Raw genomic sequence first — 17,955 nt, 5'->3', positions numbered from 1 at the left:
ACCATGTCCGAACCGACCCTACTGAACAACGAAATCCGCGACTGGCTGATGGACTGCGGCCTGTTCGATCAACTGCTGCCTGCGGACTTCGCGGCGGCGGCGGGCTACTTCAGCATCGCCACCATTGCCCAGGGCGAAGCCATTTTCCACGAGGGCGATGCCGGCAGCTTCATGTGCATCCTCCACAGCGGCCAGGTGGCCGTGCAGAAAACCAACGGCGACGGCCACGCGGTGACCATCGCCACCCTGCGCGCCGGCCGCGCCTTTGGCGAAATGGCGGTGCTCGACGGCGAGCGGCGCTCGGCCAGTTGCGTGGCCGCCGAGGACTGCCAGTTGCTGACCCTGGGCAAGGATTCCCTGGAGCGCATGCTCAACGACGCGCCGAAAGTCGCCGCCAAAATCATCCGCGCCCTGGCCATCGCCCTGTCCAAACGCCTGCGCATGGCCGATGGCAAACTGCTGTCGCAGCAGGTCTAGCTGCCGGGCTTGAGCTTGTCCGGGGCCGGGTCTACGGGCAACGGCTGGTCTTTCGGCGGCCCGGGCTTGTCGATGGGCGGCAGCAGCGGCGCGCCGTTGCGGCTGCCCGTGGCCCGGGGCACGCCGGGCGGGGTGACTTGCGGGTAAGGCGTGGGCGTGGCGGTGCCCGGCGAACCCGGCACGGGCGGCGGCGCGACCGGCACCGTTTGCAGCTCTTGGGCCTGCGCCGCACTTATCCAGAGCGCGGCCCCAGCAATGACCGTTAGAATGGTGCGCTTCATCGTTGGCTCCCTGGCCCTGGTGGTGAGCCTCAGGCTACTCCCAACCGCGCCGGTTTGCCCTGCTCCCTCGCGGTTTTTCCTCCTTCTCACATGAGCACCCCATGAAACGTTTCGTTCTGCTGGACACCACCCCGATCCCCGACAACGGCGGTGCCTTGTGCCTGTTCGAGTACGGCGAGGATTTCGTCATCAAGATCCAGGGTGGCGACGGCGGGCAATTGATGAATACCCGCATGCACGGCTCCGAGGATGCCCTGGCCGAGATCCCCTGCCGCAAAGTGGCCGGCCGGCCCGGCTCGCGGGTGCTGATCGGCGGCCTGGGCATGGGCTTTACCCTGGCCTCGGCCCTCAAGCACCTGGGCAAGAGCGCCGAAGTGGTGGTCGCCGAGCTGGTGCCAGGCGTGGTGGAGTGGAACCGCGGGCCGCTGGGGGAAAAATCCGGGCGCCCGCTGCTCGACCCGCGCACCGTGATCCGCCTGGAAGACGTGGCCAAGGTGCTGCAAGCCGAACCCCAGGGCTTTGACGCCATCATGCTGGACGTCGACAACGGCCCCGAAGGCCTGACCCAGAAAGCCAACAGTTGGCTGTACTCGGCCGGCGGCCTCAGCGCCTGCGCCAAGGCCCTGCGGCCCAAGGGCGTGCTGGCAGTGTGGTCGGCCAGCGCCGACCGCCAGTTCAGCGACAAACTGAAAAAGGCCGGGTTCAAGGCCGAAGAAGTGCAAGTCTTCGCCCACGGCAACAAGGGCACCCGGCACACCATCTGGATTGCCGAGAAACTCAAGGGCTGAGCTAAACTGCCAGCACTCCCGTCATTCGTCTTCTACACAGGTGAACCCATGAGTTCGACCAATACCTCCAAACTGGACCGTATCCTCGCCGACGCCCAACGCGACCGCGAGATGGGTTACCGCGACAAAGCGCTGAAAATGTACCCCCACGTGTGCGGCCGCTGCGCCCGTGAATTTGCCGGCAAGCGCCTGAGCGAACTGACCGTGCACCACCGCGACCATAACCACGACAACAACCCCCAGGACGGCTCCAACTGGGAACTGTTGTGCCTGTACTGCCACGACAACGAACACTCGCGCTACACCGACCAGCAGTACTTCGGCGAGGGCTCCCTGAGTACCCCCACCATCGCCAAGGCCACCCACAACCCGTTCGCCGCCCTGGCGGGGTTGATGAAAAAGGACGAGTGACTGCGCCTGCAACCTGGGCCTTGGAGTCCGCTCCACTGTGGGAGCAGGCCTGCCCGCGATGGCGGCGGTACCGCCAACACCCCTGCCTGCTGACAGATTGCTATCGCGAGCAGGCTCGCTCCCACAAAGCCGGGGGAACTACTCCCACAGAGGCTGGCGATAGCCATCGGCTAAACACCGCAATCGCCGTATAATCGCGCCTTTTCCCCGAAGGCTCCCCCTCCCGTGGCCAACAAACGATACAGCTGCATTGGTTTGTACAACCCCAAATCACCGGAAAACGTCGGCTCGGTGATGCGTGCGGCGGGTTGCTATGGCGTGGCTTCGGTGTTCTACACCGGCAAGCGCTATGAACGGGCCCGCGACTTCGTGACCGACACCAAAAAAGTCCACCAGGACATCCCGCTGATCGGCATCGACGACCTGAAAAAAATCCTGCCCCTAGGCTGCATCCCGGTGGCAGTGGAGTTGGTCGAGGGCGCCCGTTCGCTGCCCGAATACACTCACCCGGACCGCGCGCTGTATATCTTCGGCCCCGAGGACGGCTCCCTGGACAAAGAGATCCGCGACTGGTGCGAAGACGTGGTGTACATCCCCACCACCGGTTGCATGAACCTGGCGGCCACGGTCAACGTGGTGCTCTACGACCGCTTGGCCAAGGGCAATAACACCCGTTCCGGGCCTAAGTTCTGAGCGATCCGATGGAACAAGCGCCGCCCCCGCGTAGTCAGCCTTAAGAGCAACCCGCCCCCAGGAGACAGATCATGAGCGACAGCAAACTCGTACAACGCATCGAATCCACCACGCCCCGCGGCCCCGCCGAGCAGAACGTGCAGGGCTGGGAACGCATCGGCTCCCTGGCCGGCGGTGTGGTGATGATGGGCAAAGGCCTGCGCCGTGGCGGCGTGTTCGGCCTGATTCAAGTGGCGATTGGCGGCGTGGCCCTGGCCCGTGGCATCACCGGCCACAGTTCGGCCAAGAGCCTGCTGGAAAAAGGCCGCCGCGACATGGACAACGTGCGCGGCAAGATCGAACGCGCCGCCCGTGACCTCAACAACCTGCAAGCCAAGGCCGACGCCGCCGCTGCGCCCAAGGCCAAGCCCGACCTCTAAGCGCGCACCTGGCTGCGTCTACACGCCCTTCAACAACTCGCTGTCGAGCACCTTTGAGCCGCCACCCAGGATGCTCTCGCTAAGCTGCACGAACTCGGCGGTGCTAACGCTTTCCAGGCGCATCACCGCCCGCAACACGTCGTCAAGGGAGCGTTTGTTGCGGGTCTTGATGCGGATTTCACTGTCCAACTCCTGCAACAGCAGCACCGCCCGGGCCAATTGCGCCCCGGCGATGTGCTCGCCGCGCAGGCTAGTGACCTCGTGGCCCTGCTTGGCCAAGCGGGTGTGCAGGCTCTGGTAGCGCTCGTCGCTGATGCCTCCGGCGCGGCGCAGCAGTTCGATGGCGTAGTACTCGGCAAAACCTTCGCTGATCCAGTCACTGCCGTGGCTGTCGTTGATCCGCCCGAACACCTGCACCAACTCGCGCACCAAAGGGCTGCTGCCGCTCTCGCTGACCAGCGGCAAGCGGCTGCTCAGGTAAATGGAGTCGTGCCCGGCCAGGCTGGCGCGCCACATCGGGTCGCCGGCGCCGACAATCAGCAGCTTGCCCGGGTGGCGCGGGAACACCGCTTGCACCTGGGGCCAAACGAACGTCAGCAGGGTCAGCACGTCCATGCGGCGCATGCCCTGGCCCTGGGGCGAGGCCACGGTGACCTGGGTTTCCCCCAGCAACGTGCGGCGGCTGCCCAGGGTGCCGGCGAGCATCCACCCCGTGGGGCGGTCGAACAGGCGCGAAGGGTTGTCGATGCGAAAACGCCGCTTGCCGATGCGCGGCCACGCCGTCTCGACGCTTTTCCAGCCCGGCGGCAGCTCAAAGCCCAGGCGCGCCACCAGCTCGATGCCGTCCTGCTGATCGAGCCGCGCCGCCGGCACCAGCAAATCGCCGCGCAACAGTGCCCACTTGGGCGTCACGCGGCTGTCGAAACTGCCATTGTCACGGGCCTGGTTGATACGTACGCGGTAGCTCAGGCTGGCCTTGCCGCTGGCCGGGCGCCAGATGCCGCGCCGGTCCTGGGCCTGCCATTGGCCGTCGGCCTTGAAATCGCTGTAGTCGTCGCCCGCGCCCAGGTCGAAATCCAGGCTGCGCACCGCCGAGCCTTCGCCCAGGGTCAGGGTGACCCAGGCCTGGTCGCCCTTGGGCAACAACTTGACCTGGTAATCCAGGTCGACTTTCTTCGCCGCCCACAGCGGCGCACTCAGCGCCAGCAGCAAGCAGGCCGCCGCCAGCCGTGTTCCTACAGCCATACACAGTCCCTCGTGGTTCAACGATTGCGCCGCCGGGCCGTGGGGCCTCAGCCTGCGCGAAAAATCAGGTGGTCTTCCCAATCGTCCTCGGCCACGCTGCCTTCGGCCAGCATGCGCCCGGACTGGGAAATACGTTCGTGGTGCACCGCGTCGCGGTCACCGCACACCAGGTGATGCCAGTGCGGCAGGTCCTTGCCCTCGCTGACCAAGCGGTAGCCGCAGGTCGGCGGCAGCCAGGTGAACTGGTCGGCCTTGCCCGGGGTGAGCTGGATGCAATCGGGCACCGTGTCGCGGCGGTTGGGGTAGTCACTGCACTGGCAGGTGTTCAGGTCCAGCAACTTGCAGGCAATTCGCGTGTAATAGACGCTGTTGTCCTCTTCATCCTCGAGCTTTTGCAGGCAGCACAGGCCACAGCCGTCGCACAACGATTCCCACTCCTGCGGGTCGAGTTGTTCGAGGGTTTTGCGGGTCCAGAAGGGTTCTACGTTGGCAGCCATGGTTCGCAGTTCAACATCAGCGCAGTGAAAAGGCCGCCAGTCTAGTGCCAAGGGGGCGGTGGGCCAAGGGCGGGCGACTGCTGGTAGCGCCAGGCTTGTCAGTTTGCCCCTCGCCCAGTAGCTTTAGGCGCTGGCCGCAGGCCATTAACGCTCGACCGCGTTGCCTGCGCCGCGCTGTAAACCCCGCCAAAAACCCATCGCCCAGCCTATCTGCGCCCGCCGGTTTTTATCCGTATTCATTGACCTAGCCAGGAACCCTGCATGAGCGCTAACCCTCGCGTTGCCGACTACGCCATCCACCCGCAATTCATCGAACGCTGGTCGCCCCGGGCTTTTACCGGCGAGAGCATCCCCCAAGAAACCCTGCTGAGCTTCTTTGAAGCCGCGCGCTGGGCGCCTTCGGCCTACAACTCCCAGCCGTGGCGCTTTTTGTATGCACGCCGCGACACGCCGAACTGGGAGCGCTACCTGGGCCTGCTCAACGAATTCAACCGCAGTTGGGCGCAACACGCCTCGGCCCTGGTGATCGTGATCTCGAAAACCACCTTCACCGCCCCCGGCGCCAGCGAAGAAACCCCGGCCCTGTGGCACACCTTCGACACCGGCTCGGCCTGGGGCCACCTGGCGTTGCAAGCAAGCCTGAGCGGCTGGCACACCCACGGCATGGCCGGGTTCGACCAAGACTTGACCCGTAAGGAGTTGAACATCCCCGAGGGCTACGCCCTGCACGCCGCCGTGGCCATCGGCAAACTCGGCGACAAGGCCACCCTGGCCGACTACCTACAGGCCCGGGAAACCCCAAGCCCCCGCCGCCCGCTGAGCGAGTTGGCGGCGGAAGGGGATTTCAGCCTTTAAGGCTGACAGGCCTGTGGGAGCCACCCGCGACAACGCCCGCTCAATAGCCCCGGGCGAAATCCACTTCCCCGCGCAAGGCTTGCTGGGCCTGATAGGCACGCAGGTTGTCGACGAACAACTGCACCAGCAACGGCGGTGAAGTGGGCGCGGAGCTGTGGCCGGTCAGCAGCAGGCCCCAGGCTGTCCAGAAGGGATGGCGCTGGGGCAGCGGTTCCTGGCGGCAGACGTCGATCACTGCACCGGCCAGGTGCCCTTCCTTGAGGGCCTCGACCAGGTCGGCGTCCACCACCGCCACGCCGCGCCCGGCGTTGATGAACAGCGCCGTGGGCTTGAACTGCTTGAACAGCGCGGCGTTGTACAGGTCGTGGGTGTGGGGAGTGTTGGGCAGCAGGTTAATCACGTAATCCACCTGCCCCACCAGCCGCGGCAAATCTTCCAGCGCCGCCACTTCAATAAACGGCGCCTGCTCGCGGGCGCTGCTGGCGATGCCGTACAACTGCACGCCAAAAGGCACCAAAAACTGCGCCACACAACTGCCGATGTCGCCGGTGCCGACGATCAACGCCTTGCGCCCGGCCAGGCTCTGGCCCAGGCGCCCGTCCCACTTGCGCTCCACCTGGCTGACCAGGCGCGCCAGCACTTCGCGCTCGTGGCCGAGCATGTAGGTGAGCACGTATTCGGCCATGACCTGGCCGAAAATCCCCACCGCCCGGGTTAGGCGATAGTCGCGCGGCAAGCCGTCGGCCAGCAGCGGCGTGATGCCCGCCCAGGTCGATTGCAGCCATTGTGGGTGGTGGCCCTGGCGCAGCAGGGTCGCCAACAGGTCGGGCTGGCCCAACCACACCGGGCAGTCGGCCGCCAGGCTGGCCAGTTCGGCGGAATCGCCGCTGGTCAGCACCTCAAGGTCGGGCGCGGCGGCGCGCAGCAGTTGGGCGTAGAGGGCGTGGTCGTGTTCAGCAATCAGAACGCGCATGGTTCAAACCTTTCAAAAACAGGGCACGGGGCCGCGGCCGTCGATTCCCGACAGCCCCGCCCCCCTGGCAAAAATGTGCATCCAACGGATAACAGCGCCCCTGGCAGGGCACTTAGCGATCACACCGGGTCATTGCGCCGCAGCAGCTCTTCGGGCAAGTGCTCGATGTACTCGTCTTCGGCGGGCGGCATTTGCAGGTGGTAACCCTGGGATTCCAGGTTCGCCAGCACCACATGGATGTCTTCGCGCGACAGCGCGCGCTGCGGGCTCAGCACCAGGTCGAAGGCGTGGTGCGGCTTGCCGAACGCGGCCAAGAGGTTTTCCGGCACACGCTCCAGGGCATCGCTTTTGAGCACGTAAAGGTACATCTCGTTTTTCTTCAGGCTGCGGTAGATGGAGCAAATACGTTTCAAGGCTGTTCTCCGGCGGTGGCCAGGCTGTCGAGCAGGGCCTGGCCCATCAATTCGCGGCGCCAGCCACGCAGGGAATCGGGCAATTGATAAGGGCCCTGGGGGAAGCCGCTTTTAATCAGCGCTTCGAGGGTTTTCTTGCGCAGCATCAGCTCCGGGGCGATATCCAGGCGCTCGGCCTCGCTCTGGCCCAAGGCGCGCAGGCGCTTGACCAAGGCGGCGGCTTCCACCGGCAGCGGCTCGGGCACGGCCGGTGGCCATTGCTCGGGCGGCAGGTTGGCGAAGCGCTGGATGAGGTCGAGCAGGAACTGGCCGTCCTGGCGCACGGTGCGCGGGTGCATGTCGTCGATTTTCGCCAGCGCCGAGAGGTTGTCGGGCTGGGTGCGCGCCAATGGCCACAGGGCGTGCTCGCGGATGATACGGTTGCGCGGCAGGTCCCGGGCGCGGGCCTCTTGCTCGCGCCAGGCGCACAGCTCACGCAACACCGCCAATTGGGCGCGGGACAGCTTCCAGGCCAGCTTGGCCTCGCGATAGACCTCGTAGGGGTCGGTTTCGCGGCGCAGGTTGGCCACCAGTTCGGCGCCATCCTCCAGGACCCAGGCGTGCTTGTCGTCCGACAGCTTGGGCCGCAGGTGGCTGTAGACCTCGGCCAGATGCACGGCATCTTCGGCGGCGTAGCTGATTTGCGTCTCCGACAACGGCCGGCGCAACCAGTCAGAGCGGGTTTCGCCCTTGGGCAGCTCAATGCCCAGCACTTCCTGGACCAGGCGCGAGTAACCCATGGAGAAGCCCAGGTTGAGGTAAGCGGCGGCCAATTGGGTGTCGAATAGCGGCGCCGGCAGGCTGCCGGTCAGGCGCAACAGCACTTCCAGGTCTTCGCTGCAGGCGTGCAGCACCTTGGTCACCGCCGGGTTTTCCAGCAATGCCGCCAGGGGCTGCCAGTTGTCGATGGTCAACGGGTCGATCAGGTAGGCGCGCTCGCCGTCGCCGATCTGCAACAGGCCGGCGATGGGGTAGAAGGTGTCGACCCGCATGAATTCGGTGTCGAGGGCGACGAAGGGCAGTGCCTGCCACTGTGTACAGAAACGACCGAGGCTATCGTTGTCGCGAATCCAGTGAATATCGATGGCCACACGGCTCTCCCTTGAAGAATGGCGCGCAGTATATATCGCCCCCGGGGATTTCCGCGCCTGAACTACAGCTGTGCACAAAGGAAAAAACCTTCAAGAGCTGAAGAATAGACCTACAAGCCAGCCCTAACTGGCCTTCCTCAGGACATAAACCCGCGACAAGGCGAGGCCGGGGAAAAAATCCTGATGACTGACGATGTCGAATCCCGCTTGTCTGAATTCCTTTTCGATGTGGTTTTTGCTGCCCTGCAAGGGGTTTTCATCGCGTACGCGGCCCAGGTCAAGGCCCCCCAGCAGGCGCACGCAAACAATCACCGTGTCACGGCTGACCCGGTGGAATTCGCGCAGCAAGGCCAGGCGATGCTCGCCGTTGAGCATGTGGGCGTAGAGGCGCATGCAGAAGATGCAATCGACGGCATTGGCCGATAGGCCGAGGCTGAAGGCCGAACTGTGGAAGGTCTTGACCCGCGCCAGCACTTCACGCGGGTGGTGGATGGGCGCGTGGTCGAGCATCTGCGGGGAGTTGTCGGCCGCCAGGATCACCCGGTTGCCGTGCTCGGCCAGCACCGGCCAGAACAGCCCCGCGCCACAGGCCACGTCCAGGATCAACCCCGGCTCCCCGGCAGCCTTGAGTGCGCCACGCACCCGTTGTTCGTCACGCCATTGCGCCAGGCGCTGGCCCAGGCCCAGCGGCCGAGCCTCCAGGCAGGTGCTGGCGTGCTCGCGCTCGTAACGCTCGGCGAATTCATGCTCAACGGTGGAAGGTGACTGCGATGACATCAAGCCAACACTCGAAGGTAAGGGTCATGGAAGCGGCAGGTTAGCCGCTGGCAGGTGAAAAAAAGGTGAGCGCATGTGCTTTGTCGTAACAAGAGGGCTTGCCCGCGCAGCACTCCCAGGCTTCTCAGGGCCTGAGTACGCGGTGTTGCCGGATGCTTTGGGGTCGCTGCGCAACCCTGCGCCGGCCAGCACGCTGGCTACGGTGTTTATTGGCCGGCCAGCACGCCATCGAGCACCGGCGTGCGGCACCCGGCGAACAGGTCGAGTTTGCCGTCGTACACCTGGGTGCTGACCTCCAAAAGGCCCAGCATGGAATGGAACAGGTTGTCCTGGCTCAAAGGTTTGTCGCGGCTCAACTGCAGGCAGTGGGTGTCCAGCGCAAAGCTCTTTTGGTAGCTGTCGGAAAACCAAGCCAGCATCGCCACGTGTTTTTGCTGGTCCGGCGCCAGCATGTAGGGCGTGCCATGGAGGAACAGGTTGTACTCGCCCAGCGACTCACCGTGGTCGGAGAGGTACAGCATGGCGGTATCGACCTTGTCCTGGTTGCGCCGCAGCAGGTCGATCAGGGTCGCCAGCACGTGGTCGGTGTAGACCAGGGTGTTGTCGTAGCCATTGACGATGCTTTCGCGGCTGCAATTGTTCAGCGCATTGCTTTCGCACACCGGGGTGAAACGCTCGTAGGCCTTGGGGTAGCGCTTGAAGTATTCCGGGCCGTGGCTGCCCATTTGGTGCAGCACCAGCACGGTGTCCTTGGCCAGGCTGTCGATCAGTTGCTGCAAGCCTTGCAGGAGGATTTCGTCGCGGCACTCGCTGTTGGCGCACAACTGCGGGTCCTTGAGGTTGCTGACATCTTGCAGGGTGACCCGGTCGCACGTGCCCTTGCAGCCGGACTGGTTGTCGCGCCAGATCACCTCCAGCCCGGCGCGCTTGAGCACGTCCAGCAGGCCTTCCTGGTTTTTCGCCTGGCTGGCGTCGTAGCCCTTGCGGCCCATGTTGGAGAACATGCACGGCACCGACACCGCTGTCTCGGTGCCACAGGAGCGCACGTCGGTAAAGGCGATCAACCCACTCTCCTTGTTCAGTTGCGGGGTGGTATCGCGCTCGTAGCCGAGGATGCCGAAGTTCTGCGCCCGGGCGCTCTCGCCCACCACCAACACCGTCAGCGATTTACGGCCGTGGGTTTGCCAGGTGGGGTTCTTTTGCGCGTCTTCGCCGATGGCCACAAAAGACCGGCCGGCCGCCGCCGCTTGCTCGCGCAGCAGCCCCGCCGCAGCGCCTATGTAGTTGCTCGGCACCAGCATCAGGCGCAGTTCGTGGTGGTTGCGAAACAGCGACGACAGGCCCTGATAGTTGACCAACGCCACGCCACCAATCACTGCCATCGACACGACACCTGCCAGCAACTTAAACAACAACTCGCGGGGCCAGGGGCGATAACTAATTGGAAGTTTCCACACGATCAGCGACGGTATTACACCCAAGCCCACTATATAAGCCAGCCACTTCCAGGACAGTAAATCACGCACTTCCGTGGCATTGGTCTGGGCGAAGTTACGTACCATACCGGTATCGATCAACACCCCGTATTGCGCCATAAAATAGGCCACGCCAGCGCTAATCATGAATAACAGAATCAACAGCGGCTTAAATACATAACGAAACGCCAACAACGTCAGCACCAGGTTAAACGCAAATACGATCATCACCCCGAACGCCACGCGCAGGCCAAAACCCTGGCCGCCCGTGGCGGTAATCGCGAACAGGTGCTGCCATAACGTAATGTTGAAGGCCACTAATAAAAAGGCACTGGCAACCAACGTCACCCATTCTGGGCGCACGGCTTTAGTCGTTGACATGATGATCTGCTTATTCCTTGAAAGAAGTGCCGCCTGCGCGCAACAAACATAATCACGGGCTACGACAGCACGAACTTTAAGCAGGCAATCATCAATGTTTCGTGAAAAAGATAGTAAGGAATAATTAAGCCGCCAGTATTTTGCCCTGGCGGCTTTTTAACGAAGGTTTGGCGCCTCAGGCTTGGTGCAGGTACCAGCGCCAATCCTGTTCGCCCACTTGCCCCATGAACTGGCGGTACTCGGCCCGTTTGACCGCCAGGTACACCCGCAAAAACTCCGCGCCCAAGGCTTCCCGGGCCCAGGCCGAACCTTCGAGGGCGCGCAGGGTGGTCAGCCAATCGGTGGGCAGCAGCTCTTTGGCCTGGGCGTAGCCGTTGCCTTCCACCGGCGCGCCAGGGTCGAGGCGCTGGCGGATGCCGTGATGGATGCCGGCGAGGATCGCCGCTGCCGCCAGGTAGGGGTTGGCGTCGGCACCGCAGATGCGGTGTTCGATGTGCCGGGAAAACGCCGGCCCACCAGGTACCCGCAGGCTGACGGTGCGGTTGTCCACGCCCCAGGTGGCGGCCAGCGGCGCGTAGCTGTTGCTCTGGAAGCGCCGGTAGGAGTTGGCGTTGGGGCAGAACAGCAGCAAGGAGTCGAGCAAGGTGGCGAGCATGCCGCCCACCGCGTGGCGCAGCAGCGGCGTGCCATCGAGGGCTTCGCTGGCGAACAGGTTGTGGCCGTGTTCATCCGCCAGGCTCACGTGCAGGTGCATGCCCGTGCCGGCCAGGTCATCGAACGGCTTGGCCATAAAACACGCGGTCATTCCGTGCTTGTGGGCCACGCCTTTGACCAGGCGTTTGTAGCGCACCGCGTCGTCCATGGCTTGCAGGGCGTCGTCGCGGTGCTGCAGGGTGATCTCGACCTGGCCTGGGGCGTATTCGGAGATCGCCGTGCGCGCCGGAATGCCTTGCAGTTTGCAGGCGGTGTAGAGGTCGGCGAGGAAGGGTTCGATCTGCTCCAACTCCCGCAGGCCATACACCTGGGTCGCTCGGGGGCGCCCGCCGTCGGCATCCAGCGCCGGTTGCGGGCGGCCCTGGGCATCGCGCTGGCTATCGAGCAGGTAGAACTCCAGTTCCGCCGCCATCACCGGGTAATAGCCATCGGCCTTGAGGCCATCGATCACCCGCGCCAGCACATGGCGCGGGTCAGCCACGGCCGCCGGCAGCCCCTCCCGGGGATGCATGCTGACCTGCACCGCCGCCGTCGGCAGCAGGCGCCACGGCAGGCGCTGCAAGCTGCCCGGTAGCGGATAGGCGCGGCAGTCGATATCGCCCACGTCCCACACCAGGCCGGAATCCTCCACGTCATCGCCATTAATCGTCAGGCCCAGGATGGTGCTGGGCAACGGCCGGCCGCTGTCGTACACCGCCAGCAGTTCATCGCGATGCAGCAGCTTGCCCCGGGGCACGCCGTTGCTGTCGAGGATGAACAGCTCGAACAGTTCGATATCGGGGTTGTGGTCGAGGAATGACTGGGCTTCTTCGCGGCTAGCAAACAGGGTGGGGGCAACGCTCATTGGGAGGCTCTCATGGGTTCGCGTCTGGCCAGCACGAGGGGCTGGCCGCAGGTCAACGGGAACGGCAGGCATCCGGCGGGCGCGCATGGCGGCAATGCCACAGCGCCCAAAAAGCCAATTGCGAGGGCAAGGCGCACAGGCACGGCGCAGGCACCGCCCCAGGCGAACACGCGCCAAGGGCCGGGGATTGCAGTGCGACGAACCAAGCGTCCATGGGAGCAACCAAGGGCAACAGAAGGCCCGCAGCGTCACACGGGGCGATAGTTCGTTAAATTCATACTTGAAGAACTTTGCTGATGTCTGGACTAAACATTCAGACCAAGGAATACACCGCAACCCATTTTCTCGATAGCACCCCAGACTTTCTGATTTGCCCGGCGCTGCGGGGCGTCGCCTAATCGGCGCCTTCTCATTCAAGGCTTACTTCATGAAGCACATCAGTTTCACTTCGGCCCATGTCGGCATGCTGGCCTGGTCCGTATTGATCGCCGCGTCGTTTTTTGCCGCAGCGCAGGTCGGGCAAAGCGTGGACCCTATCCTCCTCACCGCATTGCGCCTGTTGCTGTCGGCGTTGTTGTTCCTGCCGATGCTGCTGTGGCAAGGCGCGGCGCGCCTGACGTGGCGCGCCACGGCCAGCCACGGGGTGCTGGGGCTGTTGCTGGCGGTGTATTTCGGCACGTTGTTCGAGGCGCTGCGGTATGCCTCGGCGGCCAATACCGGCACCTTGTTCACCCTGGTGCCCTTGTTGACGCTGCTGTGCGAGGTGCTGTTGATTCCGGGCACACACGCAAGGAGGCGCCTGGTGCCGATGCTGGTGGCGGCGTTGGGGGCGGTGCTGCTGATCCTCAAGGGCGGCGGCCCCGGGCAGTGGCCGTCGCTGTACCCGGTGCTGGTATACGGCGCCGGTTGCCTGGCGATGGCGCTGTATTCGCCCCTGAGCCAACGCTTCAAGGCGGGTGCACTCCAGGGCCGTGGGCCGGTGGCGATGACGTTCTGGAACATGCTGTTCGGTGCGCTGTTCCTGTTCGCCCTGTGCCTGCAAAACGGCGGTTGGCGCAGTGCCACCCAACTGACCCTGGGCGATGGCCTGTGGCTGCTGTACCTGGCGTTGTTCGCCACCCTCGGCACGTTCTGGTTGTTGCACCGCGCCATCGGCGTGATCGCCCCGGCCACAGTGATTTCCTACATCTACCTGAGCACCCTGCTGCTGACGTTGTTCAATTGGCTGCGGTTGCAGCAGGCGCCGCTACCGCTGGAGTGGCTGGGCGCCGTGCTGGTGGGCGCCGGCATGCTGGCGCTGGTGATGGCCAGCCGGCGTAACGTTGCGGTGAGCCTATAAAAAGGCATTCTCGTAGCGCCCCGGGCTGCGCTACCCTCTGGCCACTGTCGCGCCATCAGGGCGCAAGTGCCGCCCGGGAAGCCATGGATGCTCACTAGCAACGCCCTCCGCAAACTCGACATGCAGGACCTGATGGTGTTCATCGCCGTGCATGAACAGCAGAACGTCACCGCCGTGGCCGAGGCCCTGCACGTCAGCCAGTCCACCGTCAGCTACTGCCTGAAGAAACTGCGCGGGGCGTTCGATGACGAATTGTTCATCAGTACCCGCGCGGGCATGTTGCCCACCCTCAAGGCCAGCGCCATGCTCGAACCGCTACGCCAGATCATCGAGCGCATCAACCTGTGCCATTCGGGCCTGGCCGCCTATGACCCGGGCCAGCAGGCCGTGACCTTCAACCTGTGCGCGCCGGAGTACTTCGAGCTGTTGGTGCTGCCGCGCCTGCTGCGCCATTTCGATGCCGAGCAACGAAGGGTGACCATCAATGTGCGCAAACTCGACAGCCACGCGCCGAGCGAGGAACTGGCCGATGGCCGCCTCGACCTGGTGCTGGGGTTCGGCCCGGACTTCCACCCGCCGCACCCGGATTTCAAGTGCCAGGTGCTGGTGGAGGATGAGTTGGTCTGCGTGTTCGCCAAGGCCGCCGCGCCCGCCGAGGCGCGCCTGAGCCTGCAAGGCTTTCTCGAACGCCGCCACGTGTTCCCTACGCCCTGGACGTCCGACACCAACATGATCGACGGCTGGCTCGCCCGCCAGGGCCACAAGCGCCAGTTCGTGGCGCAAACCAACAGCTACGGCGCGGCCCTGAAAATGATCGCCGACAGCCCGCTGGTGGTGACCATGCCCCGGCGCATCCACCGCCTCCTGGCCAGCGCCGATGCCTTCGCCAGCCGCGAGGTGCCCCACGGCTTGCCGGGGTTCAACCTGTACATGCAGTGGGGCGACCCCGGCAGCGCCAACCAGTGGCTGCGCGAGCAGATCGTCAAGGCCTGCGCGGACGGGGGCCTGATCTGAGGTCAGACACCGACGGCGACCTTGGAGTAGGCGTCGCGGTCGATGTCGATGATTTCCACGCTCAACTGCACCTGCACCTGCACCTGGGCCGGCCATTCGCACAGGTCCTGCAACACCGCCAACAGGCTTTCGGACAGTTGTTTCTTGATCTGCGGCGAGCGGCCGCTGAGCAGCGCCAGTTTCACCGCGACAAACCCGCGCTCGCCAAGCCCTGTGCCGACGCGAAAGGCCCCCACCGGCACGGCGCGGCTCTTGATATCGAACTCCGCGCCGAACTGCCCGGACGCCACCAGCGTGTGGTTGAGGCGCAACAAGGCCTTATCGACCTCCAGCTGAGGCAGGTTGGGGGTGTATTCCAGGTGCAAGTGAGGCATGGCGCGGCTCCTTCAGGTGCGTGGCGAAAGAGCACAGGTATACGGGGTGGGGCGGTGGCAGGCAAGCGCAGGACGCCATCACGAGCAGGCTCGCTCCCACTCTGTGGCAACGGTGGAAGGCCCCTTAGCGCAATCCAGCGCCGGCGCCAGGTGCTGGATGATCGCTTCGGCCCGCGCCGTGGGTTCCATGCGGTGGCCGACACAGTTAAACAGCGGGTCGTTGAACAGGCTGCGCAGGCGTCGGTTTTGCGCAGTTCGTTGCGGTTCATCGCCAGCCCCACGCCCCCGGAAAACCCAGTGTAGAAACAGCGCGATGCTGGCGCCCAGCTATGTGAACGCTAGGCATCGATAGCCATTACTGCACCGCCAGCGTCTTGATCCCCAGCACCAAGCGCCGATCATCGGCGCCCAGGCCCAGCTCCTGCGGGCTGACCGCGTTGAGGAAGGTCATGGCCAGGCGCACCACGCCTTCGCGGGCGATGGCTTGCTGGGCGGCGGCGGGCAGGTCGAGGTCGATCTGGTTACCGTCGAATTTAATCAGCCGCACCGTGCGCACCGGCACGTCGTTGACGCTGAACTGCACGTCCTGGTGCGGATGGCTGGGGATCACCAGTGCCCGGGTTTCCAGGCGCAGGGCGCGCACCGGGCCGGCGGGTTTGAACAGCAGTTGCGCGCTGTCGCCATCGGACCAGGTGCCCCAGGCTTCCGGCCCGGACCAACCGCTGAGCAGGTAAGCGGTGCCGGGGTTGCCCTGGGCAAAACCGAGGATGTCGCTCGCCGCCTCCTGGGTGGGCATCAGGGCGTGGGGGTCGAGTTCGGCCGGGGCCGCCAGGCAGGTGGCGCAATGCTTCCAGCCTGGCGCCAGCACGGTATAGCCGTCGATGCGGGCCAACAGGTCGGTGCTGCGGTTCAGGCTGCTGGCCACTTGGCGCACGCTTGGTTCGTCGAGGACGTAGAGCGAATCCGCCTCGTACTGGCCGCTGGCGATGGCGGTCGCGGTTTTCTGCTTCATCTGCTTGAGAGCGGTCTTGCTCATGCGCCCCAGGTACACGGCGTCGGTGCCCATGCGATGGGCCGCGGCGTAGCTGGCCAGCACCGACCAGGCCGGCGGGGTGTTTTGCGGCTGAACCCAGCGCACCTTTTTATAGTGCGCGCCGGCCTGCTCCCAGAACGGGTCGATCAGGGGGCTGGGCCATTGCGAGGCCGGCGCGGCCATCAGGGTCTGGCGCAGGCCCGTCCAACCGGCGCGGGTGTCCAGCACCTGCATCACCAGCGCCAAGGCCAGCAGCCCGGTGGCCACCCGCCGCGAGCAACCGCGCACCACGAGGAACACGGCGGCGAAGATCATTACGTAGAACACCGGCCAGAACATCCGCCCCGAGGCGCGGAACACGTTGGCCAGGTTTTCGACAAAACCCGGGATCGGCAGGCGCAGCGCCCACGGACCGAGGCCGATCTGGTGGGAAATGGCGAACAGCGTCAGGGCCAGCAACATCAGCCCCAGCATCAGGCGCCCGTGGAACAATTCGCGCAACCGGGCCTTGCCCCGCAGCATCGGCACGAGCGCGCAGAGGACAAGAAAAATCGCCCCCAGCCCCAAGTAGTTGAAGCCTTCGTAATCCCCGGCGCCTTCGGGCAAATCCTTGAGCACGTAAGACCAACCGCTGGAATCGACGATCGACAGCAAGTTCAGGCGATACAGCCCAAAGCCACCGCTGACCGTGCCGTTACCGACACTGAAGTAACCCGCTTGCCAGCAGGCCAGCGCCACGCAGGCGAACATCAGGGCCAGCTCACGCCAGGCCTGGGTCCGTGGCAGTTGTTTTTGCACAACCTTGCCCAGCAGGTCGGCGACCCACAACGCCGCGACCATCGCCAACAAGTAGGAATGCACCAGCGCGGTGACCACCAGCAAAGCGCCCCAGGCCAGGCGCCGCCTGCGCAACGCCGGGTGGAACGCCAGGTACAGCCCCGCCAGGATCAGAAAATGCCCCACCAGCGACAAGTGCCCGCCAATGCGCAGCATCAATGGCGGCGACAACACGAACAGCCCCGCCCCCAACAGGCGCAGCACGGGGCTGGCAGTGACATGCCCCAACAACTTGAAGGCGAACCAGGCTTGCAGGGCAAAGCACAGCAGCAGCCAGAGGCCGAAATACTGGAACGTCGCTGGCAATAGGCTGGCAAAGGGCTTGAAGACAAACGCCAGCAGCGGGTTGGAGTCGGAAAAGATGATCGAGCTGCTCAACTCCAGGCCATAGCCGGGGTTCAGCCCCAACGGAAAGGTCCACGGCCCCTGCCGGAAAAATTCCCAGCCCAGGTAGTGGGTAGCCGGGTCGCCCGACGCGAGCCAGGCAATGTTCTGCGGGTCGAGCACCCGCGGCCCCACCACCATGAAAAACGCCAACGCCCCCAGCAGCAGCGCCAATGCGTCAAAACCCAAGTGCTTGGCTAACGCCTTCATCGGTACGTCCAGAAGTTATGCAGCACAAAGGTGAACGCCGGAATCACCAGCGCCACGGCCAGAATGCCCAGTAAATAATCGAGCCCGCAGCGCTGCGCGACCCAGGCCACCAGCATCGCCAGCAGGAACCCGGCCACCGACACGCAGACAAAGCGGCGCAAGGTGCGCCCATGCAACTGGCTGGAAAAACTCCACGTTGTATTGACCACGTAGGAAACCACCGTCGCCACTGCGAAGGCCACGCCATTGGCCAAGGGCGGCGCCAGGGCCAGCCACTCGATCAATACGATGGCAGTGATGGCATGCAGGCCAGTAACCAGTAACCCGGTCAAGCCAAACCGTAGGGCGCGGTGCCACAGCAACGGCAGCGACCGGCTCATGCCGGGCGCCC

The 17,955-nt window shown here is 64.6% G+C and carries 20 protein-coding genes; 8 read left to right on the top strand and 12 right to left on the bottom strand.

The genetic code is table 11. From position 1 onward, the window contains the following. Nucleotides 1–3: 3 nt before the first annotated feature. Entirely contained in the window at nt 4–477 is a 474-nt protein-coding gene (locus tag AC19YT_RS19465; protein ID WP_500596884.1) for a cyclic nucleotide-binding domain-containing protein, read from the top strand. On the opposite strand, the gene AC19YT_RS19460 is transcribed toward AC19YT_RS19465, so the two are convergent. Next, nucleotides 474–758, bottom strand: a complete 285-nt coding sequence (locus AC19YT_RS19460; protein ID WP_095107247.1) for a hypothetical protein — start codon at nt 756–758, stop codon at nt 474–476. The two genes, AC19YT_RS19465 and AC19YT_RS19460, sit on opposite strands and share 4 nt — an antisense overlap. A 101-nt stretch (nt 759–859) precedes the next feature. Between AC19YT_RS19460 and AC19YT_RS19455 the strand changes: the two genes are divergently transcribed. From AC19YT_RS19455 to AC19YT_RS19440, 4 genes are all read left to right on the top strand, one after another. Next, on the top strand, nt 860–1,546 hold the full coding sequence (locus AC19YT_RS19455) for a spermidine synthase (protein ID WP_500596882.1): 687 nt from the start codon (nt 860–862) through the stop codon (nt 1,544–1,546). A 48-nt stretch (nt 1,547–1,594) separates the two neighbouring features. After that, nucleotides 1,595–1,957 (top strand): YajD family HNH nuclease, encoded by a 363-nt coding sequence (locus tag AC19YT_RS19450; RefSeq protein WP_095107243.1) that lies wholly within the window; start codon nt 1,595–1,597, stop codon nt 1,955–1,957. Nucleotides 1,958–2,182: 225 nt separating this feature from the next. Further along, on the top strand, nt 2,183–2,650 hold the full coding sequence (locus tag AC19YT_RS19445) for an RNA methyltransferase (RefSeq protein ID WP_095107241.1): 468 nt from the start codon (nt 2,183–2,185) through the stop codon (nt 2,648–2,650). 71 nt (nt 2,651–2,721) lie between these two features. After that, nucleotides 2,722–3,069, top strand: a complete 348-nt coding sequence (locus AC19YT_RS19440) for a YgaP family membrane protein (RefSeq protein WP_500596880.1) — start codon at nt 2,722–2,724, stop codon at nt 3,067–3,069. 18 nt (nt 3,070–3,087) lie between these two features. Here AC19YT_RS19440 and AC19YT_RS19435 read toward each other — a convergent pair whose 3' ends face one another. Both AC19YT_RS19435 and AC19YT_RS19430 read right to left on the bottom strand, forming a co-directional pair. Next, entirely contained in the window at nt 3,088–4,314 is a 1,227-nt protein-coding gene (locus tag AC19YT_RS19435) for a hypothetical protein (RefSeq protein WP_500610850.1), read from the bottom strand. 47 nt (nt 4,315–4,361) lie between these two features. Next, entirely contained in the window at nt 4,362–4,811 is a 450-nt protein-coding gene (locus AC19YT_RS19430; RefSeq protein ID WP_500610849.1) for a YcgN family cysteine cluster protein, read from the bottom strand. A gap of 261 nt (nt 4,812–5,072) precedes the next feature. Here AC19YT_RS19430 and AC19YT_RS19425 point away from each other — a divergent pair, with 261 nt between their 5' ends. After that, nucleotides 5,073–5,666 carry a nitroreductase family protein gene (locus tag AC19YT_RS19425; protein ID WP_095107231.1) on the top strand — a complete coding sequence of 198 codons (594 nt, stop codon included), beginning with the start codon at nt 5,073–5,075 and terminating at the stop codon, nt 5,664–5,666. A 40-nt stretch (nt 5,667–5,706) separates the two neighbouring features. Here the strand turns inward: AC19YT_RS19425 and AC19YT_RS19420 are convergent, their stop codons facing one another. The 6 genes from AC19YT_RS19420 to AC19YT_RS19395 form a co-directional block, all read right to left on the bottom strand. Beyond that, nucleotides 5,707–6,639 (bottom strand): D-2-hydroxyacid dehydrogenase, encoded by a 933-nt coding sequence (locus AC19YT_RS19420; RefSeq protein WP_500610848.1) that lies wholly within the window; start codon nt 6,637–6,639, stop codon nt 5,707–5,709. Nucleotides 6,640–6,758: 119 nt separating this feature from the next. Further along, entirely contained in the window at nt 6,759–7,052 is a 294-nt protein-coding gene (locus AC19YT_RS19415) for a YcgL domain-containing protein (RefSeq protein WP_095107227.1), read from the bottom strand. Further along, nucleotides 7,049–8,182 carry a ribonuclease D gene (gene rnd, locus AC19YT_RS19410; protein ID WP_500610847.1) on the bottom strand — a complete coding sequence of 378 codons (1,134 nt, stop codon included), beginning with the start codon at nt 8,180–8,182 and terminating at the stop codon, nt 7,049–7,051. Before rnd ends, AC19YT_RS19415 begins: the two co-directional genes overlap by 4 nt. Before the next feature lie 123 nt (nt 8,183–8,305). Continuing rightward, complete coding sequence (locus tag AC19YT_RS19405; RefSeq protein WP_095107222.1) at nt 8,306–8,959, bottom strand: class I SAM-dependent methyltransferase; 654 nt, start codon at nt 8,957–8,959, stop codon at nt 8,306–8,308. Nucleotides 8,960–9,165: 206 nt separating this feature from the next. Next, on the bottom strand, nt 9,166–10,815 hold the full coding sequence (locus tag AC19YT_RS19400; protein ID WP_095107220.1) for a phosphoethanolamine transferase: 1,650 nt from the start codon (nt 10,813–10,815) through the stop codon (nt 9,166–9,168). A gap of 175 nt (nt 10,816–10,990) precedes the next feature. Then, complete coding sequence (locus AC19YT_RS19395) at nt 10,991–12,373, bottom strand: glutamine synthetase family protein (RefSeq protein WP_095107218.1); 1,383 nt, start codon at nt 12,371–12,373, stop codon at nt 10,991–10,993. A gap of 427 nt (nt 12,374–12,800) precedes the next feature. Here AC19YT_RS19395 and AC19YT_RS19390 point away from each other — a divergent pair, with 427 nt between their 5' ends. Both AC19YT_RS19390 and AC19YT_RS19385 read left to right on the top strand, forming a co-directional pair. Next, nucleotides 12,801–13,712: a DMT family transporter gene (locus tag AC19YT_RS19390; protein ID WP_500596873.1), complete on the top strand. Its 912-nt coding sequence runs from the start codon at nt 12,801–12,803 to the stop codon at nt 13,710–13,712. An 87-nt stretch (nt 13,713–13,799) separates the two neighbouring features. Beyond that, entirely contained in the window at nt 13,800–14,726 is a 927-nt protein-coding gene (locus AC19YT_RS19385; RefSeq protein ID WP_500610846.1) for a LysR family transcriptional regulator, read from the top strand. A gap of 2 nt (nt 14,727–14,728) precedes the next feature. On the opposite strand, the gene AC19YT_RS19380 is transcribed toward AC19YT_RS19385, so the two are convergent. The 3 genes from AC19YT_RS19380 to AC19YT_RS19370 all read right to left on the bottom strand — a co-directional run bounded on the left by AC19YT_RS19380 (nt 14,729) and on the right by AC19YT_RS19370 (nt 17,944). Then, nucleotides 14,729–15,100: a 5-carboxymethyl-2-hydroxymuconate Delta-isomerase gene (locus tag AC19YT_RS19380; RefSeq protein ID WP_500610845.1), complete on the bottom strand. Its 372-nt coding sequence runs from the start codon at nt 15,098–15,100 to the stop codon at nt 14,729–14,731. Between the two features lie 355 nt (nt 15,101–15,455). Next, nucleotides 15,456–17,564, bottom strand: coding sequence for a DUF6311 domain-containing protein (locus tag AC19YT_RS19375; protein WP_500610844.1), 2,109 nt, complete (start codon nt 17,562–17,564; stop codon nt 15,456–15,458). After that, nucleotides 17,561–17,944, bottom strand: a complete 384-nt coding sequence (locus AC19YT_RS19370) for a GtrA family protein (RefSeq protein ID WP_095107208.1) — start codon at nt 17,942–17,944, stop codon at nt 17,561–17,563. Before AC19YT_RS19370 ends, AC19YT_RS19375 begins: the two co-directional genes overlap by 4 nt. Nucleotides 17,945–17,955: the final 11 nt, after the last annotated feature.

This window comes from Pseudomonas sp. MF08875 (assembly GCF_059862525.1).
Note: the sequence above shows the minus strand (reverse complement) of the source record. Positions and strands in the feature narration are given on the sequence as shown.